Annotated in this window: 22 protein-coding genes; 7 read left to right on the top strand and 15 right to left on the bottom strand. The window is 72.2% G+C overall.

Features of this window, described 5'->3' with window-relative positions; genetic code table 11:
- Positions 1-4: 4 nt before the first annotated feature.
- Positions 5-835, bottom strand: coding sequence for an alpha/beta fold hydrolase (locus KUM49_RS41265; protein WP_217242071.1), 831 nt, complete (start codon positions 833-835; stop codon positions 5-7).
- A 152-nt stretch (positions 836-987) separates the two neighbouring features.
- Here KUM49_RS41265 and KUM49_RS41260 point away from each other — a divergent pair, with 152 nt between their 5' ends.
- Both KUM49_RS41260 and KUM49_RS41255 read left to right on the top strand, forming a co-directional pair.
- Positions 988-1,872 carry an RNA polymerase sigma-70 factor gene (locus tag KUM49_RS41260; protein WP_217242070.1) on the top strand — a complete coding sequence of 295 codons (885 nt, stop codon included), beginning with the start codon at positions 988-990 and terminating at the stop codon, positions 1,870-1,872.
- A 129-nt stretch (positions 1,873-2,001) separates the two neighbouring features.
- Positions 2,002-2,763 (top strand): GntR family transcriptional regulator, encoded by a 762-nt coding sequence (locus KUM49_RS41255; RefSeq protein WP_217242069.1) that lies wholly within the window; start codon positions 2,002-2,004, stop codon positions 2,761-2,763.
- Between the two features lie 69 nt (positions 2,764-2,832).
- Here the strand turns inward: KUM49_RS41255 and KUM49_RS41250 are convergent, their stop codons facing one another.
- The 3 genes from KUM49_RS41250 to KUM49_RS41240 all read right to left on the bottom strand — a co-directional run bounded on the left by KUM49_RS41250 (position 2,833) and on the right by KUM49_RS41240 (position 6,052).
- Positions 2,833-3,990: an ROK family protein gene (locus KUM49_RS41250; RefSeq protein ID WP_217242068.1), complete on the bottom strand. Its 1,158-nt coding sequence runs from the start codon at positions 3,988-3,990 to the stop codon at positions 2,833-2,835.
- A 215-nt stretch (positions 3,991-4,205) separates the two neighbouring features.
- Positions 4,206-4,868: a response regulator transcription factor gene (locus KUM49_RS41245; RefSeq protein WP_217242067.1), complete on the bottom strand. Its 663-nt coding sequence runs from the start codon at positions 4,866-4,868 to the stop codon at positions 4,206-4,208.
- A 14-nt stretch (positions 4,869-4,882) separates the two neighbouring features.
- A complete protein-coding gene (locus KUM49_RS41240) occupies positions 4,883-6,052 on the bottom strand; it encodes a sensor histidine kinase (RefSeq protein WP_217242066.1) in 1,170 nt (389 codons plus the stop codon).
- Between the two features lie 107 nt (positions 6,053-6,159).
- Here KUM49_RS41240 and KUM49_RS41235 point away from each other — a divergent pair, with 107 nt between their 5' ends.
- The 3 genes from KUM49_RS41235 to KUM49_RS41225 all read left to right on the top strand — a co-directional run bounded on the left by KUM49_RS41235 (position 6,160) and on the right by KUM49_RS41225 (position 8,331).
- Entirely contained in the window at positions 6,160-7,095 is a 936-nt protein-coding gene (locus KUM49_RS41235) for an ABC transporter ATP-binding protein (RefSeq protein ID WP_217242065.1), read from the top strand.
- 1 nt (position 7,096) lies between these two features.
- Positions 7,097-7,822 (top strand): ABC transporter permease, encoded by a 726-nt coding sequence (locus KUM49_RS41230; protein WP_217242064.1) that lies wholly within the window; start codon positions 7,097-7,099, stop codon positions 7,820-7,822.
- Positions 7,823-7,884: 62 nt separating this feature from the next.
- Positions 7,885-8,331, top strand: a complete 447-nt coding sequence (locus KUM49_RS41225) for a hypothetical protein (RefSeq protein WP_217242063.1) — start codon at positions 7,885-7,887, stop codon at positions 8,329-8,331.
- A 4-nt stretch (positions 8,332-8,335) separates the two neighbouring features.
- Here the strand turns inward: KUM49_RS41225 and mug are convergent, their stop codons facing one another.
- From mug to KUM49_RS41180, 9 genes are all read right to left on the bottom strand, one after another.
- A complete protein-coding gene (gene mug / locus KUM49_RS41220; RefSeq protein WP_217242158.1) occupies positions 8,336-8,884 on the bottom strand; it encodes a G/U mismatch-specific DNA glycosylase in 549 nt (182 codons plus the stop codon).
- Positions 8,881-10,323: an adenylosuccinate lyase gene (gene purB, locus KUM49_RS41215; RefSeq protein ID WP_217242062.1), complete on the bottom strand. Its 1,443-nt coding sequence runs from the start codon at positions 10,321-10,323 to the stop codon at positions 8,881-8,883. The genes mug and purB overlap by 4 nt, the downstream gene beginning before the upstream one ends.
- Before the next feature lie 241 nt (positions 10,324-10,564).
- Entirely contained in the window at positions 10,565-11,347 is a 783-nt protein-coding gene (locus KUM49_RS41210; protein WP_217242061.1) for an SGNH/GDSL hydrolase family protein, read from the bottom strand.
- 116 nt (positions 11,348-11,463) lie between these two features.
- Positions 11,464-12,477: a hemolysin family protein gene (locus KUM49_RS41205; protein ID WP_217242060.1), complete on the bottom strand. Its 1,014-nt coding sequence runs from the start codon at positions 12,475-12,477 to the stop codon at positions 11,464-11,466.
- The gene (locus tag KUM49_RS41200; protein WP_217242059.1) at positions 12,474-13,808 is read right to left on the bottom strand and encodes a hemolysin family protein; all 1,335 of its coding nucleotides are present in this window, start codon (positions 13,806-13,808) and stop codon (positions 12,474-12,476) included. Before KUM49_RS41200 ends, KUM49_RS41205 begins: the two co-directional genes overlap by 4 nt.
- 160 nt (positions 13,809-13,968) lie before the next feature.
- Positions 13,969-14,394 carry a GNAT family N-acetyltransferase gene (locus KUM49_RS41195; RefSeq protein ID WP_217242058.1) on the bottom strand — a complete coding sequence of 142 codons (426 nt, stop codon included), beginning with the start codon at positions 14,392-14,394 and terminating at the stop codon, positions 13,969-13,971.
- A complete protein-coding gene (locus tag KUM49_RS41190) occupies positions 14,391-15,374 on the bottom strand; it encodes an LLM class F420-dependent oxidoreductase (protein WP_217242057.1) in 984 nt (327 codons plus the stop codon). The genes KUM49_RS41195 and KUM49_RS41190 overlap by 4 nt, the downstream gene beginning before the upstream one ends.
- 46 nt (positions 15,375-15,420) lie before the next feature.
- On the bottom strand, positions 15,421-17,988 hold the full coding sequence (locus KUM49_RS41185) for an ABC transporter permease (protein WP_217242056.1): 2,568 nt from the start codon (positions 17,986-17,988) through the stop codon (positions 15,421-15,423).
- A 4-nt stretch (positions 17,989-17,992) separates the two neighbouring features.
- A complete protein-coding gene (locus KUM49_RS41180; protein ID WP_217242055.1) occupies positions 17,993-18,826 on the bottom strand; it encodes an ABC transporter ATP-binding protein in 834 nt (277 codons plus the stop codon).
- A 209-nt stretch (positions 18,827-19,035) separates the two neighbouring features.
- Between KUM49_RS41180 and KUM49_RS41175 the strand changes: the two genes are divergently transcribed.
- On the top strand, positions 19,036-19,311 hold the full coding sequence (locus KUM49_RS41175; RefSeq protein WP_217242054.1) for a toxin-antitoxin system HicB family antitoxin: 276 nt from the start codon (positions 19,036-19,038) through the stop codon (positions 19,309-19,311).
- Positions 19,312-19,315: 4 nt separating this feature from the next.
- Entirely contained in the window at positions 19,316-19,690 is a 375-nt protein-coding gene (locus KUM49_RS41170; protein WP_217242053.1) for a fic family toxin-antitoxin system, toxin component, read from the top strand.
- Here the strand turns inward: KUM49_RS41170 and KUM49_RS41165 are convergent, their stop codons facing one another.
- Together KUM49_RS41165 and KUM49_RS41160 are read right to left on the bottom strand one after the other, a co-directional pair.
- Positions 19,691-20,380 (bottom strand): class I SAM-dependent methyltransferase, encoded by a 690-nt coding sequence (locus tag KUM49_RS41165; protein WP_217242052.1) that lies wholly within the window; start codon positions 20,378-20,380, stop codon positions 19,691-19,693. It lies immediately after the preceding gene.
- Between the two features lie 83 nt (positions 20,381-20,463).
- Positions 20,464-21,147 (bottom strand): triacylglycerol lipase, encoded by a 684-nt coding sequence (locus KUM49_RS41160; RefSeq protein ID WP_217242051.1) that lies wholly within the window; start codon positions 21,145-21,147, stop codon positions 20,464-20,466.
- Between the last annotated feature and the right edge of the window lie 172 nt (positions 21,148-21,319).

The following is a 21,319-nucleotide window of genomic DNA, read 5'->3' as shown; positions in this document are numbered from 1 at the left end:
CCCGTCAGCGGCTGCCGTCGAGGATGACGCGAGCGACCAGCGCGGGGTCGTCGTTCATCGGGCAGTGGCCGCAGCCGGGCAGCCGCACCAGGCGTGCCCGGGGGATGATCTGCTTGGCGCGTACGCCCTGGCGCCGGATGAGCAGGCGGTCCTTCGTGCCCCAGGCGAGGGTGACGGGAACGCCGGGCACGTCGTCGGTGAACTGGACGCTCGTGCCGGACCGGAGAGTCTCGGCGAACCCCGTCGCCCGCGCCAGCGCCAGCGTCTCGGCCACGACGGCCTCCGGCGAACGGCGGGTCGGGCGGGCGTAGATGGTGCTCGTCAGGGCCGCGCGGCCGGCGGCCGTGCGCGCCAGCCGCTCGACCATCGGGAGCGGCATCCGCTCGGCGATCCGCCGCATCGCGAGGAGGACGCCGAAGGCGTAGCGCCGCTCGGCCTGCGACCAGAACCCGGCCGGGGACAGGGCGGTGACCGACCTCACGAGCCGGCCGCGGCCGAGCTCCAGGGCGAGCAGACCGCCGAGCGAGTTGCCCGCCACGTGCGGCCGGTCGAGCTCCAGGGCCTCGCAGAAGGCGCCGAACACCGAGGTGGTCGTGGACAGGTCGTACGACAGGCCCTCGGGCAGACCGGGGGACACCCCGAACCCGGGCAGGTCCACGGCGATCACGTCGCGCTCGGTCGCGAGGATGTCCACGATCGGGTCCCAGGCCTGCCGGTGGTGACCTATGCCGTGCAGCAGGAGCAGCGGGTCACCACGGCCCGCGCGCGTGTAGGACACGGTGACGGGTCGGGGCCCTCGCGGGGAGGGCACTTCGAAGGAGATCGTGGTGGACATGGGGCTGCTCCTCGACGGTGGGGCTCGTTGACGGCCGCGGCGTAGACATGTTGTCAGCAATTGCTACCGGCGGGTAGCCCCTTGGGGTCACTGGGGCGGCACGCCACCGAGGCCGCCTGGACACGGCCCCGGGCGTCCGCTGGGATGGAGCCGTGACCGCCGACACCGTGACCGACGTCTTCGAAGAACACCGCCCCGTCCTCCTGGGCGTCGCCTACCGCATGCTCGGGCGGGTGGCCGACGCGGAGGACGTGGTGCAGGAGGCCTGGCTGCGCTGGTCGGGAGCCGACCGCACCGAGGTGCGGGAACCGCGGGCCTATCTGGTGCGCGTCACCACCCGCCTCGCCATCGACCGGCTGCGCCAGGTCAAGGCGCGCGGAGAGACGTACGTCGGCCCGTGGCTGCCGGAGCCGTACGCCACCGACTTCGGGGACACCGTGCCCGACACCGCGGAGCGGGCGGTGCTCGCTGACTCCGTCTCCCTGGCCGTCCTTGTCGTCCTGGAGTCGCTGTCGCCGCTGGAGCGCGCGGTGTTCGTCCTCCGCGAGGCCTTCGGTTACCCGTACGCCGACATCGCCGCCATGCTGGAGCGCGGCGAACCGGCCGTGCGGCAGCTCGCCGGGAGGGCGCGCAAGCACGTCGAGGAGCGCCGGCCGCGCTACGAGGTCGACCCCGTCCAGCGTCGTGACCTCACCGAGCGTTTCCTCGCCGCCGCCGGGGAGGGCGATCTGGAGGGGCTGATGTCCCTGCTCGCCCCGGACGTCCGCCTCGTCGGCGACAGCGGCGGCAAGGCGAAGGCGCCGCTGCGGGTCGTGGAGACCGCCGACAAGGTGGGCCGCTTCATCATCGGCGCCGCCCGGAAGGGCCTCCCCGACGTGTCCTTCCGCTTCCTGGAGCTCAACGCGGGCCCCGCGCTCCTGGTCCTGTCGGGCGGCAGACCCGACTCCGTCTTCCAGCTGGACGTCCTGGACGGTCGCATCCAGTCCGTCTACGTCATCCGCAACCCGGACAAGCTGCTGTCCCTGGCCGCGTTCTGACACTCGGTGCCCTGAGGATTGGTCTTGACCAAGGGTGGGGGCCGTCTTATGGTCGCAGAGAAGTGCAACAACCTTTAATAAACAAGGGCGCTGAAACGCCGCCGGATTACGGCGATTGCGGAGGACAGGGTGGGGACCACGCAGCTGGAAACGGTGCCGGAACCGAAGTACTGGCATCTCAAGACCGTGCTCAGTGAGGCATTGGACACCGAGTTCACGGTGGGCGAGATCCTGCCCAACGAGCGCGACCTCGCCGCCCGCTTCGGCGTGGCCCGCGCCACGCTCCGTCAGGCCCTGGAGCAGCTCGAACTGGAAGGCCGCCTCCAGCGCCGCCGCGGAGTCGGTACGACGGTCGCCCCGCCCCGCGTGGGCGTGGCCGTCGGCACGGAACAGCACGCCTGGCCGGGCGCGGCCGGCGACGACTGGCAGCCCGTCGACTCCACGCCCCAGGTGCCGCCCGCGGCCGTGGCCGCCGCGCTGGAGACCGCGGCCGATCAGCCGGTCCACGTGGTGCGCCGCTCCCGTACGACCCACGGCCAGCCCGTGGCCGCCGAACTGCTCTACGTCGCTCCGTCAGCGGTGCCGGACCTCTCCGCCATAGACGCGCCCGCCGGAGCGGCACGCGCGCGTGCGGTACTGCGCGAGCTCCAGCGCCTGGAACTGGACGGCCAGGAGAGCGCCGTCGAGCTGGGCTCCGCCCGCGCGGACGACGCCCGGCAGCTGGACCGGCTCCCCGGGGCGCCCGTCCTCGTGGTCACCACCCGTTACCTCGCCGAGGGCCGGACGGCCGCGGTCTCCGTCGCCACGTACCGCGCGGACACCTGCCGGCTGACCTTCGGGGACTCCGGCGGTGTGGAGGTCCACCAGGGCCCGGAGCGCCGGGCGTCCTGACCCCGTCGCAGTGACCCACGTCGAGCGCCCCGGAGCCGTTTCCGGGGCGCTGTTCCCTGTCGGACGCCCTCAGCGGCGCGCCGTCACCGTGCCCTCCACCGCGAACAGCTGCTCCTCCACATGGTCGAGCGCCAGCCGTAGCGCGCCCGTCGCCACCGCGGCCTCGCCGAGGAGCGACAGGGCCACCTTCGGGGGCCGCAGACAGTAGCGTGCCAACTCGCGTCGCAGGGGCTCCAGTACGCCGTCCAGACCGGCGGCCCAGCCGCCGACGACGACCAGTTCCGGGTCGAGGGCCAGGACCAGCGCCGCCACGTCGTGGACGAGCCGCTGGATGAAGCGGTCGACGGCCGCGCGGGCCCGCTGGTCGCCCTCGCGGGCCTGCGCGAAGACCTTGGCGACGGCCTGCTCGTCCAGGGGGTGCAGGGGCGTGTCCGTGGTGGACAGCAGCGTCTCCGGGGTGACCTCACGCCCGAGCAGGTGCAGGGCGCCGATCTCGCCGGCCGCTCCGCCGTAGCCCCGGTGCAGCTGCCCGCCGATCAGCGCGCCGGCGCCCGGGCTCAGCCCGGCCAGCACGAACACGACGTCGTCGGACTCGATGGCGGAGCCCTTCCAATGCTCGGCGACCGCCGCGGCGTTGGCGTCGTTCTCGACCAGGACCGGGCACTTGAAGGAACGGCTCAGCCGCTCGCCCAGGCGCAGCCCCGTCCACTCGGGCAGCGCGGTCCCCAGCCGAACCGTTCCGTCCGCCTCGACGATCCCCGGCGTGGCGACCCCCACGGCCCGCAGGGAACCGCGCGCGATCCCGGCCCGCCGCAGCAGTTCGGCCACCGCGGTGCGCACGCGTTCCAGACGCTCGTCCGCCGAGGCCGTCTCGTCGACGTCCTTGGCCTGCGCGCCGATGATCCGGCCGTCCAGGTCGGACAGGAGCACGGCGACGCGGTGCGCGCCGATCTCCAGGCCCAGCAGATGACCGGCCTCGGCGCGGAACCGGAACCGGCGCGCGGGCCGTCCCTGCCGCCTGACGACGCTCTCGTCGGCCGCCTTCTCGACGACGTACCCCGCCTCGATGAGCCCTTCGACGACACCCTCGACGGTCGGCCGGGACAGTCCGGTCACCCGGGTGATCTCGGTCAGCGTCGCGCAGTCCGTGGCGCGCAGCGCGTGCAGCACCACCGCGGAATTGATCCTCCGCAGCAGCGAGGGATCCCCGCCGGTCAGCCGCCCCAACGTCCGTCCTCCCAGCTCGTGCGCGTGTTGGCCGGATCGTACTCGGCGCGGCGGACCCCGGCGAGTGCCGGGACGCGCGAGCCGCCCGCCCGGCTCCACCGACGGGTTCAGGTCAGCGGGAGGCTCGGGCCGCCGACAGGCTCAGGTCGGTGGGCGGCTCCGGCCCACCGACGGGCTCAGAGCGGCCGTCCGCCTCGCGCCTTCGGCGGTTCCGGTCAGCCGGGCGCCACGAACCCCGACTCGTACGCCGCGATCACCGCCTGCGTACGATCCCGCGCACCCAACTTCGCCAGTACGGCGCTGACGTGCGACTTCACCGTCTCCGTCCCCACGACCAGCCGGGCGGCGATCTCCGCGTTCGACAACCCGCGGGCCATCAGCCGCAGCACGTCGGCCTCCCGCTCGGTCAGCTGGGCGCGCTCCATCACCGCTCGGGCCGCGCGGTTGCCGCCGTCCTCGCCGTACTCGGCGGCGAGCTGCCGCACCGAGGCCGGGAACAGCAGCGACTCGCCCTCGGCGACCAGCCGCACCGCGTGCACGATCTCGGCCGGCCGGGCCCGCTTCAGCAGGAACCCGTCGGCACCGGCCCGCAGCGCCTCGTACACGTACTCGTCGTTCTCGAACGTCGTCACCACGAGGATCTTCGGCGGCTCGGCGACCGTCCGCAGCACCGCGCGCGTGGCCTCGATGCCGTCCAGGAGCGGCATCCGTACGTCCATGGCGACCACGTCGGGCCGCAGCTGCCGCACCAGCGGGATCACCGCCGCCCCGTCGGCCGCCTCCCCGGCCACCTCGATGTCGGGCTGCGCCTCCAGCACGGCCCGCAGACCGGCACGTACGAGGGGTTCGTCGTCGACGAGGAGAACGGTGACCGGCATCCGGTCAGCGTAGATCAGCGCAACGGCAGTTCGACCTGCACCTGCCAGTCGCCCAGGTCCGGGCCGGTGCGCGCACGGCCGCCGAGCAGGGCCGCGCGCTCGCGTATGCCGCGCAGGCCGCTGCCCCGCCCGGGGCCGGGTGTGCCGGCCGTGAGCGGGTTACGGACCTCCAGGCCGAGACTGCTGTCGTCGACCTCGATGCGGACCCGGACGGGGACGGCTCCCGCGTGCCGCAGCACGTTGGTCAGCGACTCCTGGAGGATGCGGTAGCCCTCGCGGGAGACCGGTCCCGGCACGGTGTCCAGCGGCCCGGTCACGTCGACGTCGACCTTCGCCCCGGAGGCGCGGGCCGACTCCAGGAGCCGGTCGGCGTCGGCGAGCGTCGGCCGGCTGCTGACCGGACGCTCCGACTCCCGCAGGATCCCGAGCACACGCTCCAGATCCTCCAGGGCCGCCCGGCCGGTCTCCTCGATCGCGACCAGGGCGCGGTCCGTGAACGCGGGATCGCCGGCCGCGCGCGCGGCCCCCGCCTGCACCACGGCCACGGTCAGCGCGTGGCCGATGGAGTCGTGCAGTTCGCGGGCGATACGGGTGCGCTCCAGGAGCTGTTCCGTGCGCTCCTCCAGGGCGGCGAGCCGCTCGGCGGGGGAGGGGCCCAGCAGGCGGTGGGCGAGTGCGGTGATGAGGTGGCCGGAAGCGAGCACGGTCACCGCCAGCGCGACCAGAGCCGGGGGCACGAGCAGGATGTGCCACCAGCGGTGGCCGTCGACGGGGAACAGCAGGCCCTCGTCGATGCCGCCGCCGAGCGCCGCCGACACCAGGTCCACCACGGTCAGGAGCAGGTGGACGGTGAGCATCGAGGTCGCGCAGCCGAGCAGCAGCCGCAGCTCCAGCCACACGACGAGCCGCCGCCGGTCGCCCCAGGAGGCGGACGGCGCGACGACGATGTCGGTGTTCTCACTGTCGTGCCGGTGACCGGTCAGCAGCAGCCTGGCCTGCAGCCCTTCCACGGTGCGCATCGCGGGCACCAGCCCGGCCGGGACGAGCACCGCGGCCGCCACCACCCAGGTCCACCACGCTTCCTCGATGAACAGCCACATGCTCGGCCACACGATGGCGATGTACAGATGCAGCAATCGTGAGTACGTCACCGCCCGGCCGAACGGGCGCAGGATGCGGGCCATTTCGTCATCGTGCCAGCCGCCACCGACACCGGACCTCCCCCGCACGGGGGAGACGATCTCCACGCGCGGGGGAGGTGCCGGTTCCCCCGCGCGGCCAGGCTGCTGCCATGACCAGCATCGACGTCCAGGACCTCAGCAAGGAGTACGGCACCCGGCGCGCCGTGGACCACCTCACCTTCCGCGTCCTCCCCGGCCGGGTCACCGGCTTCCTCGGCCCCAACGGCGCCGGAAAATCCACCACCATGCGGCTGGTGCTCGGCCTCGACCGGCCGACGTCCGGCTCCGCCACGCTCGGCGGCCGCGCCTACGCCACGCTCCGTGAACCCCTGCACCACGTGGGCGCCCTGCTCGACGCGCAGGCCGCGCACGGCTCCCGCACCGGCCGCGACCACCTGCGCACCCTCGCGGTCGGCAACCGCATCCCGGACCGCCGGGTCGACGACGTGCTGGAGGAGACCGGGCTCGCCACGGTGGCCCGCCGCCGGGTGAAGACGTACTCCCTGGGCATGCGCCAGCGGCTGGGCATCGCGGCCGCCCTGCTCGGCGACCCCGAGGTGGTCATGCTCGACGAGCCCTCGAACGGCCTCGACCCCGAAGGCATCATCTGGATCCGCGAGTTGCTGCGCCGGCTCGCGGCCGAGGGGCGCACGGTCCTGGTGTCCAGCCATCTGATGAACGAGACCGCGTCCTTCGCCGACCATCTCGTCGTCCTCGGCCGCGGCCGTCTGCTCGCCGACACGCCGATGCGGGAGTTCATCCACGCCCGCGTGCGGCCCCGCGTACGCATCCGCACCTCCGACCCCACCGGGCTCAAGAGCGTGCTGGCACAGCACGGTCACGACGCCGAGCAGCACGAAGACGGGTACTGGACCGTGCACCACGCGCGCGTGGACGACATCGGCCGCCTGGTGTCCGCCGCGGGCGTGCCGGTCCTCGAACTCACGGCGGAGGAAGCCACGTTGGAACAGGCCTACCTCGATCTCACGGCCTCGGAAACCGAGTTCGCCGCCCCCTCGTCCGCGACGCAGCCGCAGGAGGCCTGACATGCCGTTCGCACCCGTCCTCCGCGCCGAGTGGCTGAAGATCCGCACCCTGCGTTCGCTGTGGGGAGCACTGCTGGCGGTGTTCGCCGCGACCACCGCGTTCTCCTCCCTCGCCGGGGTGTCCGAGACGTCCGACCCCGAGTTCGACCCGCTGTTCATGGCGCTGTCCGGGGTCGCCCCCGGCCAGATCGCGGCCATCTCCTTCGGCGCGCTGGCCGTGTCGTCCGAGCTCCACGGCGGCGGGCTGCGGTCGGCCCTCACCGCGGTGCCGCAGCGCGGACGGTGGTTCGCGGCCAAGGTGACCTCAGTCGCCGTACCCGCCCTCCTCGTGGGGCTGCTCACCGCGTTCGCCGCGCTGGTCGTGGCGAGGGCCGGACTCGGCGACGCGGCGAGCGGGCTCAGCGTCGGGGAGCAGGCGCGCGGGGTCGTGGGCAGCGGGATCTACCTGATGCTGATGGCGCTGTTCGCGGCCGGACTCACGGCCCTGCTGCGCAGCGGGGTGGCCACGCTGTCCCTGCTGATCCCGTTCGTCCTCGTCGTCTCGTTCGTCGTCGGGGACGCGGCGGGCACGCTCGCAGACTTCCTGCCGGACAAGGCCGGCCAGGTGGTGCTTCACCAGACGTACGACGGCACGTTGGGGCCGTGGTCAGGGCTTGCCGTGACCACGCTGTGGACCGCGGCGGCACTGGTGGCGGGGGCATGGAGCGTACACCGGCGGGATGCCTGACGCCGGGGCCGTCTGACGCCGGGCCAGGCCAAATGTCAGTGGCGGCCGGTTTACTGGGCCACATGGACAGTGCGAAGTACCTCGCCAAGCTCGACTCGCTGTGCACCGAGGACCTGTCCGAGGCGCGCGGCGGGTCGGACCTCTTCATGGCGGGACCCGGTTACCGCATCGTGTCGTTAGCGGCGAGCCACGGCCTGCGAACGGGCGACGCGTCGCAGCGGGTGGAGACGGCGGACGACGTCCAGGCTCTCAAGGACGACCTCGCACGGCAGATGAACGGCCGCTGGGGCGAACAGCAGCCCAGCTGGGGGATGGTGACGCTCAGGGTGCGCGTCGAGCGCGGAGAGGAGATACCGGAGCCGTGGGCCACGATGAGCATCCTGGTGGATGAGCTGGACCTGTGGCAGCCGCTCGGCACGGGACGCTGGATCGCCCTGGGCGTCGCGGACAAGGACGACGCCGACGAGGTCCACGTCCTCGCCGTCGCCTCCGACACGGACCCGCCCTGACCCGCTAGGTACTTTCCGCCGCGGTCCGCAACCGCGCGAACTCCTCCGCCATCGTCGCCGCCGTCCAGTGCGCGTTCAGCCCGCTCGGATTCGGCAGCACCCACACGCGCGTGTCCCCGATCGTCCGCTCCTGCGGCCCCACCTTGGCCTTGCGGTCGTCGAAGGCGGCCCGGTAGGCGGAGACGCCGACCACGGCCAGCCAACGCGGGCGCAGCCGTGCCACCTTGAGCGCCAGAAGCCGGCCGCCCTCCTGGTACTCCTGTGCGCTCAGCTCGTCGGCCCGCGCGCTCGCCCGGGCCACGACGTTCGTGATGCCGAGCCCGTACGACAGCAACTCCTGCTGTTCCGACGGCTTCAGAAGCCTCGGCGTGAACCCGGACAGATGCAGCACCGGCCAGAACCGGTTGCCGGGTCGGGCGAAGTGGTGGCCCGTCGCGGCCGTCATCAGACCGGGGTTGATACCGCAGAACAGCACGCGCAGACCGTCCGCGACGACGTCCGGCACCAGACGGTCGCGGGCGGCCTCCAACTCCTCGGGGGTGAAGCGCGTCAGAGGATCGCTCCGGGGGTGTAGCCCGCGGCCTCGGGGCGCTGCTTCACGATCTCCTCGATGCGGCCGACAACCGTGGCGACCTGGTCGGCCGCGGCGCCCGTGAAGGACAGCTTGTCCGCCATCAGCGCGTCCAGCTGGGCACGGTCGAGCGGGATGCGCTCGTCGGCGGCCAGCTTGTCGAGCAGTTCGTTGCGCTCGGCGCCCTGCTCGCGCATCGCCAGCGCGGAGGCCACCGCGTTCTCCTTGATCGCCTCGTGCGCGAGCTCACGGCCGACGCCCGCGCGCACCGCTCCCATCAGCACCTTGGTGGTGGCCAGGAACGGCAGGTAGCGGTCCAGCTCACGCGCGACGACCGCCGGGAAGGCGCCGAACTCGTCGAGCACCGTCAGGAACGTCTCCAGCAGGCCGTCGAGGGCGAAGAACGCGTCCGGCAGGGCGACCCGGCGCACCACCGAACAGGACACGTCGCCCTCGTTCCACTGGTCGCCGGCCAGTTCGCCGGTCATCGACGCGTAGCCGCGCAGAATGACCATCAGGCCGTTGACGCGCTCGCAGGACCGGGTGTTCATCTTGTGCGGCATCGCGGACGAGCCGACCTGGCCCGGCTTGAAGCCCTCGGTGACCAGCTCGTGCCCGGCCATCAGCCGGATCGTCTTCGCCAGCGACGAAGGCGCCGCCGCCAGCTGCACCAGCGAGGTCACGACCTCGTAGTCCAGCGACCGCGGGTAGACCTGGCCCACCGAGGTGAACGCCTGCGAGAACCCCAGGTGCCCGGCGATCCGCTGCTCCAGCTCCGCGAGCTTGGCCGCGTCCCCGCCCAGCAGGTCCAGCATGTCCTGCGCGGTACCGACCGGGCCCTTGATGCCGCGCAGCGGGTAGCGGCCGAGGAGCTCCTCGGCCCGGCCGTACGCCACGAGCAGCTCGTCGGCAGCGGTCGCGAAGCGCTTGCCGAGCGTGGTCGCCTGGGCGGCGACGTTGTGCGAGCGACCGGCCATGACCAGCTCGCCGTACTCGCCCGCCAGCTTCCCGAGCCGTGCCAGCACGGCCACCGTACGGTCGCGCACCAGCTCCAGCGACAGCCGGATCTGCAGCTGCTCCACGTTCTCGGTCAGGTCGCGCGAGGTCATGCCCTTGTGCACCTGCTCGTGCCCGGCGAGGTCGTTGAACTCCTCGATCCGCGCCTTCACGTCGTGCCGCGTGACCTTCTCGCGCTCGGCGATCGAGGCCAGGTCGACCTGGTCGAGGACACGCTCGTAGTCGGCGATCGCCGCGTCCGGCACCTCGATCCCGAGGTCCTTCTGGGCCCGCAGCACGGCGAGCCAGAGCTGACGCTCCAGCCTCACCTTCTGCTCGGGCGACCAGAGCGTGGCGAGCTCGGTCGAGGCGTAGCGTCCGGCGAGGACGTTCGGGATGCGGGGCTTGGCGGGAGCGGAAGTCACGTGGACGGATTCTACTGGCGATTCCTGCAGGCCAGCGCCGCGGGTGTGTTCGTCGGAACCTACGAGAGCGCCGCGGCGAGGCCGGCCGGCACCTTCGCGGCCCACAACTTTGGCCCACCCGCAGGTGGGCGCCCTCCCGCGCGACCACGCCACCGTGTCCAGGAGGTCCGGCCGCTCCGGCTGACACGACCGGCACTTCGCCATGAGCTCCGCCCGCGTGCCACCCGCAGGGCAGGCCGGGCTACTGAGTCGGCCGCTCGTAGGGCCGCAGGTCGGGACGTTTCGGCGGCAGTCCGTCGCCCGAGGAGCGGCCCGTCAGCCGGCGGGCGATCCACGGCAGCAGGTACTGCCGGGCGAACCGGACGTCCGCGGCCCGGCGGGCGGCCCAGCCCGGCGGCAGGGTGAGCGGCAGCGGCGTGCGCCACTCGGTGTCCTCGGGCTCGTAGCCGAGCGCCTGCCAGACCGCCTCGGCGACCCGGCGGTGGCCCTCCGCCGTCAGGTGCAGCCGGTCCACGTCCCACATCCGCGGGTCGCCGAGCGAGGGCGCCCCGTACAGGTCGACGACGAGGGCGCCGTGCTGGGCGGCGAGAGCGTCGACACACTCGAACAGCTCCTCCATGCGCGGCCGGAAACGCTGCAGGACCGGGCCCTGGCGCCCCGGGCTGCGCATCAGCACCAGCTGCTTGCAGGACGGGGCGAGCCGCTCCACGGCCTCCGTCAGCAGGGCGCGTACCCGCCCCATGTCGCACTTGGGGCGGAGCGTGTCGTTGAGCCCGCCGACCAGCGTGACCACGTCGGCCTGCATGGCCGCCGCCACGTCGATCTGCTCGGCGACGATCTGCCCGATCAGCTTGCCGCGCACCGCGAGGTTCGCGTACCGGAAGCCGGGGGAGTGGGCGGCCATCCGCCCGGCGAGCAGGTCGGCCCAGCCCCGGTAGGTGCCGTCCGGCAGCAGGTCCGACATGCCCTCGGTGAAGGAGTCGCCGACCGCGACCAGGCTGGTGTGTGTGGGGTTCGTCTGCATGGCGTCAGCGATGGTAACCCGGGGCCATACCCGCCGGTCGGTCGGCCCGGACACCCCCACTTCACCGGTCACAGCCACCGATGGAACAGCACACGCCCGCTGCCGCGGTCAACCGCTCACGCACGCTGCCCGAACAGCTCCCGCAGCACGTCCTCCATGGTCACCAGACCGGTCAGCCGCCCGTCCGCGCCCAGCACCGCAGCCAAGTGCGTACGACTGCCCCGCATCGCCGTGAGCACGTCGTCCAGCGGCGTGCTCTCCCGGATCCGGGCGATGGGCCGCATGTCCCTCTGCTGGAACGGCAGGTCGCGCGGCATCTTGTCGAGCGCGTCCTTCACATGCAGGTAGCCGGTGATCCGGCGCCCCTCGTCCACCACGGGGAAGCGGGAGTAGCCGGTCTCGGCCGACAGCATCTCCAGCCGCTCGGGTGTCACGCCCAGGTACACGTAGGCGACGCGGTCCAGCGGGAGCACGACGTCCCGCACGGGCCTGCGCCCCAGCTCCAGCGCGTCGTGCAGCCGCTCCCGGGCACGGTCGTCGATCAGCCCGGCCTCGCCGGAGTCCCGGACGATCCGGGCCAGCTCGGCGTCCGAGAAGGTGGCCGTGACCTCGTCCTTGACCTCCACCTTGAGCAGCTTCAGCAGGGCGTTGGCGAAGGCGTTGACCGTGAAGATCACCGGGCGCAGCGCCCGGGACAGGGCGACCAGCGGCGGGCCGAGCAGCAGCGCGGTGCGCACCGGCTCGGCGAGCGCGATGTTCTTCGGCACCATCTCGCCGAGCAGCATGTGCAGATACGTCGCCAGGGTCAGCGCGATCACGAAGGAGACCGCGTGCCCGGCGCTCGTGGGCATGCCCATCGCGTGGAACGCCGGCTCCAGAAGATGCGCGATGGCCGGCTCTGCGACCACACCCAGCACCAGGGTGCACAGGGTGATGCCGAGCTGTGCGGCCGCCATCAGCGCGGACACGTGCCGCAGCCCCCACAGCACGCTCTTCGCGCGCCGGTCGCCCTGGTCGGCGTAGGGCTCGATCTGGCTGCGGCGCACGGAGATCAGGGCGAACTCGGCGCCCACGAAGAAGGCGTTGACGACGAGGGTCGCCAGACCGATCAGCAACTGGACGGCGGTCACGTGCCTTCCACCTCCGTCATCTCGTCATTCAGCGGTGCGTGCAGCAGCAGCCGGGCGGCCCGGCGGCCCGAGGCGTCCACCACGTCCAGCCGCCAGCCCGTGACCTCGATGCGGTCACCGACGGCGGGGATGCGGCCGAGCTCCGTCGCGACGAGTCCGGCCAGGGTCTCGTACGGCCCCTCGGGCGTCCTCAGGCCGACGCGGGCGAGCTGGTCGGTGCGGGCGGAGCCGTCCGCGGAGAACAGGGTGCGGCCGTCGTCGTCGGTGCCGGCGGGGGCCAGGTCGGGCGTCTCGTGCGGGTCGTGCTCGTCCCGTACCTCGCCGACGACCTCCTCGACGATGTCCTCCAGCGTGGCCACGCCCGCCGTACCGCCGTACTCGTCGATGACCACGGCCATCGTGCGTTTGCCGGCCAGCCGGTCCAGGAGCCGGTCGACGGTGAGGGACTCCGGGACCAGCAGCGGCTCACGCATGAGCTCGGAGACGGGGACGCGGGGGCGGCGGTCGGCGGGAACCGCCAGGACGTCCTTGATGTGCGCGGTGCCCACGACCGAGTCGAGGTTGCCGCGGTAGACGGGGAACCGGGACAGTCCCGTCGCCCTGGTGGCGTTCGCCACGTCCTCGCAGGTCGCCTGCGCGTCCAGGGCGATGACCTGCACGCGCGGTGTCATCACGTTCTCCGCGGTCAGGTCGGCCAGGTTCAGCGTCCGGACGAACAGCTCGGCGGTGTCCGCCTCCAGGGCGCCCTGCCGGGCGGAGTACCGGGCCAGCGCCGCCAGCTCCTGCGGCCCGCGCGCGGAGGCCAGTTCCTCGGCGGGCTCCAGGCCGAAGAGCCGCACCGCGCGGTTGGCGGTGTTGTTGAGGTGGGTGATGAAGGGGCGGAACGCCGCGCTGAACCAGCGCTGCGCGTTGCCCACCCGCTTGGCCACGGCCAGCGGCGAGGAGATTGCCCAGTTCTTCGGCACCAGCTCGCCGACGACCATCAGGAAGACCGTCGACAGGGCGGTGCCGAGCACCAGGGCGAGCGAGCTCGCCGTGGAGCGCGAGATGCCCATGGATTCCAGCGGGCCCGCGATCAGCGCGGCGATCGACGGCTCGGAGAGCATGCCGACCACCAGGTTGGTGACCGTGATGCCGAGCTGCGCGCCGGAGAGCTGGAAGGTCAGGCTCCGTACGGCCTTGAGGGCCCCGGCCGCGCCGCGCTCGCCGCGCTCCGCGGCGCGCTCCAGTTCGCTGCGCTCGACGGTGGTCAGCGAGAACTCGGCGGCGACGAAGGCGCCACAGGCCAGTGAGAGCAGGATCGCCACCAGCAGCAAGAGCACTTCTGTCATCGGGTCACCTCCGTCCCATGGTCGGACAGGGCAGGGAGGATCGCGCGATGTCGCGTACTGGGAGGCTCGCCCATGGGCGGACGCTCACACCTTTCATGGAGGACCGAGTGGCCCACCAAGGGTAAAGGATGGGTAAAAGAGTGCGATTGAGGGTCCGGAGCTAGTCCGTGAGGGACTTTACCCAGCGCCGCCACTTCTCCTCGGGCGTGTACCCGGCGGCCCGCCACGCGTGGTGCGCGGTCTCGTTGCGGGTGAGCACCATCGCGTCCCCACGGCGCCCGCCGAGCCGTACGAAACGCTCCTCGGCGGCCGTGAGCAGGGCGCCGCCGATGCCCCGGCGGCGGCGGTCCGGATGGACCGCGAGCCGGTACAGATGGCAGCGCCAGCCGTCGAAGCCGGCGATCACCGTGCCGACCAGCTCCCCGTCGAGCTCGGCCAGGATCAACGCCTCGGGGTCGCGGGCGACCAGCCGCTCCACGCCGCCCCGGTCGTCGCTGATGCTCGTCCCCTCGGCGGCCACCTTCCAGAAGGCCAGCACGGTGTCCAGGTCGTCGGGCGTCGCGGCCCGTATCCGCAGGTCGGTCATACGGCAATCCCATCACGCCCGCCGGACCGGGACGCGGAATTCCAGGATCCGGACGGTTGTCGGCCCCGCAGCCGGGCGACCACCGGCGCGAACGCCTCCATGTACGGCTCCAGCACGGTCAGATAGGAGAACCCGTACCGCTCGCGCTGCGCCAGCACCTTCGCGGTGATCTCCTCCAGGGAGCCGGCCAGCACGAGGGGCAGTTCCAGGGCCTGCGCCACGGTCAGGTCCGGCACCCGCTCCACGAGGGGCCGCACGGCGGCCTCCGGGTCGTCGGTGATCACCACCAGTTGGATGAGGAGGTTCCGTTCGGCCGGCTCCGCGCGCCCCTTCGCCAGGTCCTGGTACCGGGCCACGCGCTCGTCGAGTTCCTCGGGTGTGATCGGCAACAGCTTGCCCGCCGTGTCCCCGGGCACCGGGCGCGCACCGGTGAAGGCCGCGATGTCGGCGTGCTCGGCGGTGAGTCGCAGCATGCGGTCGCCGTTGCCGCCGACCATGAGCGGCACCCGGGCCTGCGCCGGCCGCGGCCCGGGGATCTCCCCGCTCGGGCGAAGTGGCGAGTGGGCAAGCTCCGGGGAGCCGAGCAGGCGCTCCAACTCCTCGATCGTGCGCCAAAGATGGTCGACCCGCTCGCCCGGCGAGCCGTACGGCAGCCCGGCCGTGTCGTGCTCGGCCTGGACGTATCCCGTGCCGAGGCCTAGCTCCAGCCGCCCGCCGGTCAGCGCGTCGGTCGTGGCGACCTCACGGGCCAGCAGCGCGGGGTTCCAGAAACCGGCGTTGAGCACGAACGTGCCCAGCCGCGGCCCCTGGGTCGCCTCCGCCGCCGCGACCAGGGCCGGGAAGGGCGCGACCATACCGAGATGGTCGGGGACCAGGATCACGTCGTAACCGAGCTCCTCGGCCCGCCGGCACTTGGCCCGCCAGTCCTCGGCGGGCGCGGGGACGATCATGCTGGCACCGAAGCGGAACGGACGCGACATGAACTCTCCTCAGCGGCAAGCGACTTGAGTACGCGCCGTGATTCCGTCACTCGTGCGCGATGGCCGCCAGCACGTTCATGCGGGAGGCACGGAGCGCGGGCAGCAGTGCCGCCACGACCCCCACCACCGCCGAGCCGACGACGACCGCGACGATGGTGCCCCACGGAATGGCGAGCGCGTTCATGCCCTGCAACGCCAGGACCTGCTGGGTGCACACCCCCCACACCAACCCCAGAGCGAGGCCCAGTACCGCGCCGAACACCGCGATCACCACCGACTCCAGCCGGATCATCCGGCGCAGTTGTCGCCGGGCGAGCCCGATGGCCCGCAGCAGCCCGATCTCCCGGGTCCGCTCCACGACCGACAGGGCAAGGGTGTTGACCACGCCGAGGACCGCGATGACGATCGCGAGCCCCAGCAGCGCGTACACGAGGTAGAGCAGCACGGCGATCTGGTCGTGGACGAGTTCCTTGTAGTCGGCCAGGTCGCGCACCTGCACCTGCGGATACGGATCGAGTGTCCGCTCCAGGCCCGCACGCAGGTCGTCGGCGCTCGTCCCGGAGGCCGCGTTCACGTACAGCGTGGAGTCCTGCGCGCCCGGCGCCAACTTCTCCAGCGTGGCCAGACCGAAGTACAGGCCGCCCTGCGTGCCGAACCCCTCGGCGGCGTCCTGGTCGGTGAGGGCGCCCACGGTCAGTTCCGTGGTGCGTCCGCCCTGGAACTCGACGGGGATCGCGCTGCCGACCCGGACGCCGTGGTCGCGCGCGAAGTCCTGGTCCATGGCGATCCGGCCGTCCGCGAGCGCCGCCGCGGTGTCGCCCTGCGCGTAGGTGATGTTGGCGACCTCGTCGAGCTGCGGGTCGTAGGCCGCCGCGGTCGTCTCGACCCGGTCGCCGTCCGGCAGTCGTACGGCGATCGGTGTGAACCGCGACCGTACGACGAGCCCCACGCCTTCCGTGTCCCGCACCGCGTCGGTGACCTCCTGCGGGAAGGGCAGGAAGTTGCCGTTCTGCACGACGAAGTCGGCGCCCAGCGTCTCGTCGATCTGCCGGTCGAAGGACTCGCTCATGGAGGCGCTCGCCACCGACATCCCGCCCACCAGGGCCAGGCCCACCATCAGCGCGGCCGCGGTGGCTCCGGTGCGGCGGGGATTGCGCAGGGCGTTGCGCTGGCTCATCCGGCCGACGGGCCCGAACAGCGCCGGGAAGGCGCCGCCGAGCACCCGGATCACCGGCCGCACCAGCAGCGGGCCCGCGATCACGGTGGCGAGGAGGGTCAGGATGATGCCGAGGCCCAGCAGGGAGGCCGCCGAACCGGTCTCCGACGAGGTGACGCAGCCGACGAGCGCGGCCGCGCCGAGCACTCCGACGACACCGCCGACGATCGCCCGCGTCCTGAGGGGCTTGCCGATCCCGGCGATCTCGGCGTCCGAGAGGGCCGCCATCGGTGAGACGCCCGCCGCGCGCCGGGCCGGGAGGTAGGCGGCGACGAAGGTGACGCCGACGCCGACCACGTACGCCGCGACCGGCGTGCTCCAGCCGATGACCATCTCGCCGGCCTTGATGTTCATGCCGAGCGCGTTCATCAGCTGGATGAGCCCGGCGGCGAGCCCGATGCCGGTGGCCAGGCCCAGCGTGGAGCCGACCAGGCCGAGCAGCATTGCCTCGGTGAGGACCGAGCGGCGCACCTGGCGCCGGTCGGCGCCCAGCGCGCGCAGCAGGCCCAGCTCGCGGGTCCGCTGGGCGATCAGCATCGAGAAGGTGTTGACGATGAGGAAGACGCCCACCAGCGTGGCGATGCCGGCGAAGCCGAGCATGACGTACTTGATGATGTCGAGGAATCCGCCGAGCTGTTCGACGTCCGACTCGGCCTGCTCGTCGGCGGTCCGGTAGTCGTAGGTGTCGGCGCCGAGCGCGGCGGCCACGCGCTGCTTCAGCGATGCGTCGCTGACGCCCTCGTCAGCGTCGACCGAGATGCTGGTGGCGGCCTTGGCGTCGCCCAGGAGCTTGTCCTGCGCGGTCTCGGGGTCGAGGAAGAGCAGTGCGGCACCGGGGTTGGTGGTGGTGAAGGTGGCGATGCCGACGACCTCGACCTTGAAGGAGCCCGGGCCCGCGATCACGGTGAGCGTGTCGCCGATCCGCACGTCCTTGCGGTCGGCGGTCTCCGAGTCGAGCATCGCCTCGGCCGGTCCGCGCGGGGCGTGGCCGGAGGTGAGCTCCACCGGGCTGCGCTCGTCCGGGTTCCAGTCGGTGCCGATGGTGGGGGCACCGGTGGTCGGGCCGACGGACTCGTTCTCGTCGTCGACGACGGTGATGTTCTCGACCTCGGCGTCCGAACGCGCGGCGGCGACCCCGTCGATCCGGGCCACGCGGGCCGCGAGCTCGGCGGGCAGGGTGGCCGTCGTGCCGGACGGCACCGCCTCGTCGAGGTTCTCCTTCGGGCTGACGGTGACGTCGGGCGCGGTCGTGGCGAACAGCCGGTCGAAGGTCCGGCTGAGCGTGTCGGAGAAGATCAGGCTGCCCGCGACGAACGCCACGGACAGGACGACGGCCAGAGCGGAGAGCATCAGCCGCCCCTTGTGGGCGAGGAAGCTGCGGAGCGTCGCCTTCAGCACGGGATCAGTCCTTGTCGAGGGTGACGTCGGACGAGGTGTCCCCGTCCTCGGCGCTGAACGGGGCCCGGCTCACGTCGAAGCGCTTCATGCGCTCCAGAACCCCCTCCGCCGTCGGCCGCTCCATCTCGTCCACGATCCGCCCGTCCCCGAGGAAGAGCACCAGGTCGGAGTGGGCGGCCGCGCCCGGGTCGTGGGTCACCATGACGACGGTCTGCCCGAGCTGGTCGACGGCCTCCCGCAGAAATCCGAGGACTTCCAGGCCCGCCCGCGAGTCGAGGTTGCCGGTCGGCTCGTCCGCGAAGATCAGTTCGGGCCGGGAGGCGAGCGCCCGCGCGCAGGCGACGCGCTGCTGCTGGCCGCCCGAGAGCTGGGACGGCCGGTGTTTGAGCCGGTCCCGCAGCCCGAGCGTGTCGATGACCTGGTCCAGCCATTTCTCGTCGGGCTTCTTGCCCGCGATGTCCATGGGCAGGGTGATGTTCTCGGCCGCGTTGAGCGTCGGAATGAGGTTGAACGACTGGAACATGAACCCGATCCGGTCCCGGCGCAGCCGCGTCAGCTCGCGGTCCTTCAAGCCGGTGATCTCGGTGTCGCCGAGCCACACCTGTCCGGCCGAGACGGTGTCGAGGCCGGCCAGGCAGTGCATCATCGTGGACTTCCCGGAGCCGGACGGCCCCATGACCGCGGTGAACCGGCCGCGCGCGATGTCCACGTCCACCGAGTCCAGGGCCAGCACGGTCGTCTCGCCCGAGCCGTAGGCCTTGGTCAGGCCGCGGGCGCGGGCGGCGATCCCGTCGGCCGGGGTCTGGCCCGGCGCGTGCTGAGCAGCGGGTGTGGACAAGGCTGTCTCCTCGCTTCTGGTCGCTCCTGGCTGTCACGCACTGGTCGTCCTGGCCGAGGGTAGTGTGATCCGGCCCACACTCGGTATCCCTCGTGGGGCCGAGTCGCCCTCCGCCGCAGGTCGGGTCCCTGATACCGGTGTAAGGGGCACCTTTCCGCCCGCGGCGGAGCCTCTTGCGGCTGCTAGCGCCCGGGCGCTAGCTTCGAAGCATGGCCAAGACCCAGCTGAACGTGCGTGTCGACGAGGGCACCGCCCGCGCCGCCCGCGAACGCGCCCAGGCCCGCGGCATGAGCGTCAACCGCTACATAGAGGAACTGGTCAGGCAGGACGCCGGCGAGGTCGGGCACACCTTCGTGGAGGCCGCCGCCGACTTCATGAAGCAGTACGAGTCCGTGTTCGCCGAGGAGTTGGACGGGGGTACCCCCGTCCGGGTGGAGCCGGCGGTGGTGGACGGGCACGAGAGCTCCCGCGAAGGTCGCCGCTGATCCCTTGAGCACCCTCCGGATCGACCTCGCCTGGCTCCTCATGGTCGCCGAACACAAGACCCCGGGCGACCCCCAGGTCACCGACTGGGGCGCGCTCGTCGCCGCCGTCGCGCGCCATGAGGCGCAGATATTCGACGTCCCCGTCTACGACAGCCCGCACGCGCGTGCCGCCGCGCTGCTCCAACTCCTCATCCACGTCCCGGCCCTGGAGCGCTCCAACGCCCTGTTCGCCTGCGCCGTCGCGTACGCCTATCTCGTCGCCAGCGGCCTCAAGGTCGTCACCTCGCCCGAGCAGGTGCGGGAACTGGCCCGCCTGGTCAAGAGCGGCGAGGCGTCCGTGTACGACATCGCCCAGGAACTGCGCCGGTGGAGCCTGTGATCACGGCTCCTCGGGCGCGGGGCGCCACGCGGTACCGAGCACGCAGTACGAGGTGGGCAGCCTCGGGCCCTTCTCGGGCATCAACACCTGCCGGTAGGGGCCGAGCTCGAACCCGGCGTCCCGCAGTGCGCCGACCGGGTCCCGGGCGACGTGGCAGCCGCCGCTCAGTGGCGGCCACAGCGTGCGGTCCAGCGCGCGCTGGGTGAGGGTCATCGCCCGGCCGCCGCCCCGGCCGTGCTCGAAGAACCGCACCTCGCCGCCGGGCCGCAGCACCCGCCGTATCTCACCGAGGGCCCGCGGCACGTCCCGCACACTGCACAGCACCAGCGAGACCACCGCCGCGTCGAAGGCCTCGCTCTTGACCGGCAGCGCCTCCGCCGCGCCCGGCACCACGTCGACCGGCACCTCCGAGCGCAGCGCGGACTCCACGGCCAACTGCCGCAGCACACGCTCCGGTTCGATGGCCACGACCTCCGAGACGGCGCCCGGGTAATGCGCGAAGTTCAGGCCGTTGCCCGCGCCGATCTCGATGACCCGTCCGGACAGCCCGGCCAGCAGCCGCTCGCGCACGCCGGCCATGCCCATCCTGGTCTCGGCCCTCACACTGATCCGGGCGTAGCACCGGGCGAACAGCGGGTGGTGGACGGGATCACGGGACACCTTGCCGGATCGTGCGGATCGCAGCGGCATGGCAACCTCCCTGGCAGGCGGGCCTCACCAGGATTGTCCCCCGTACGGGCCCGCCGCACCCCCGCGAGCTCACGGCGTCCGTCTCAGCCGACGAAGTTCCGCACCTGCTGGTAGACGCCGTAGTCGTTGTTCATCTCGTTGTGGGAGACGCAGCCGACCTCGACGTTCGTCGCGCCGCTGAGGATCGCGCTGGTGTCCGGGGTGAGCGCGTCGTCGCAGTTCGACCAGTAACTGGCGTAGGAGACGCTGCCCGGCGTCTCGTCGCCGGAGTTGAGGGCGGCCAGGAAGGAACTGCCGGTCTTCAGCTCCGTACACGACGTGTAGAGCCACGAGCACCACGAGGCGACGCTCGTGCCGTGGTTCACACCGGCGGCCGAGACGAAGTCGTCGACGTACGCCGTCCCGCCGAGGTTCTTGAGGTAGTAGCGGGAGCTGAGCGCGCCCATGGAGTGCACGACCAGGTCGACCTTGGTCGCACCCGTCCTCGCGAGCACGTTCTTGACCTGGGTCGCGAGCTGCTGAGCGGTGGAGACGTTGGACTTGGTCCAGTCGTACGACCAGGTGGTGAGTTCCGCGGACGTGTAGCCGTCGGCCTTGAAGTAGGCGATCCAGTCGTCCCAGCTGCTCGCCGAACTGCTCAGGCCGTGCACGAAGACGACCGGGTTGCGGGTCGCCCCCTCGGCGGGAGTCGCGGCGAGCGAGAGGGACGCGAGGAGCGATGCGGTCACGGCGGACAGAGCCATGGCGACACGAGGCTTACGGCGCATGAGGCCTCCTGGAGCGGGTGGGGGTTCCAGGAGTGTCCGGTGGGGTCCTCGCGCGCCGCATCGGCGAAATCGCCGGTCTTTACGCGTCAATTAACTCGCCAGTAACGTCAAGGGTGTGGTGACACCGGTAAACCCCCCGCCGCTTGACCGCGCTTCGCCACCGCGACGCACG

Source organism: Streptomyces sp. AC555_RSS877, from assembly GCF_019049245.1.
Lineage (GTDB): Bacteria > Actinomycetota > Actinomycetes > Streptomycetales > Streptomycetaceae > Streptomyces.
This window is presented reverse-complemented; position numbering and strand designations above follow the sequence as displayed.

Coding starts and splice junctions, on each gene's coding strand:
- KUM49_RS41265 (WP_217242071.1), bottom strand. CDS start 835: ATGTCCACCACGATCTCCTTCGAAGTGCCCTCCCCGCGAGGGCCCCGA.
- KUM49_RS41245 (WP_217242067.1), bottom strand. CDS start 4,868: ATGCCGGTCACCGTTCTCCTCGTCGACGACGAACCCCTCGTACGTGCC.
- KUM49_RS41240 (WP_217242066.1), bottom strand. CDS start 6,052: ATGGCCCGCATCCTGCGCCCGTTCGGCCGGGCGGTGACGTACTCACGA.
- KUM49_RS41235 (WP_217242065.1), top strand. CDS start 6,160: ATGACCAGCATCGACGTCCAGGACCTCAGCAAGGAGTACGGCACCCGG.
- KUM49_RS41230 (WP_217242064.1), top strand. CDS start 7,097: ATGCCGTTCGCACCCGTCCTCCGCGCCGAGTGGCTGAAGATCCGCACC.
- KUM49_RS41225 (WP_217242063.1), top strand. CDS start 7,885: ATGGACAGTGCGAAGTACCTCGCCAAGCTCGACTCGCTGTGCACCGAG.
- KUM49_RS41210 (WP_217242061.1), bottom strand. CDS start 11,347: ATGCAGACGAACCCCACACACACCAGCCTGGTCGCGGTCGGCGACTCC.
- KUM49_RS41200 (WP_217242059.1), bottom strand. CDS start 13,808: ATGACAGAAGTGCTCTTGCTGCTGGTGGCGATCCTGCTCTCACTGGCC.
- KUM49_RS41195 (WP_217242058.1), bottom strand. CDS start 14,394: ATGACCGACCTGCGGATACGGGCCGCGACGCCCGACGACCTGGACACC.
- KUM49_RS41190 (WP_217242057.1), bottom strand. CDS start 15,374: ATGTCGCGTCCGTTCCGCTTCGGTGCCAGCATGATCGTCCCCGCGCCC.
- KUM49_RS41175 (WP_217242054.1), top strand. CDS start 19,036: ATGGCCAAGACCCAGCTGAACGTGCGTGTCGACGAGGGCACCGCCCGC.
- KUM49_RS41165 (WP_217242052.1), bottom strand. CDS start 20,380: ATGCCGCTGCGATCCGCACGATCCGGCAAGGTGTCCCGTGATCCCGTC.
- KUM49_RS41160 (WP_217242051.1), bottom strand. CDS start 21,147: ATGCGCCGTAAGCCTCGTGTCGCCATGGCTCTGTCCGCCGTGACCGCA.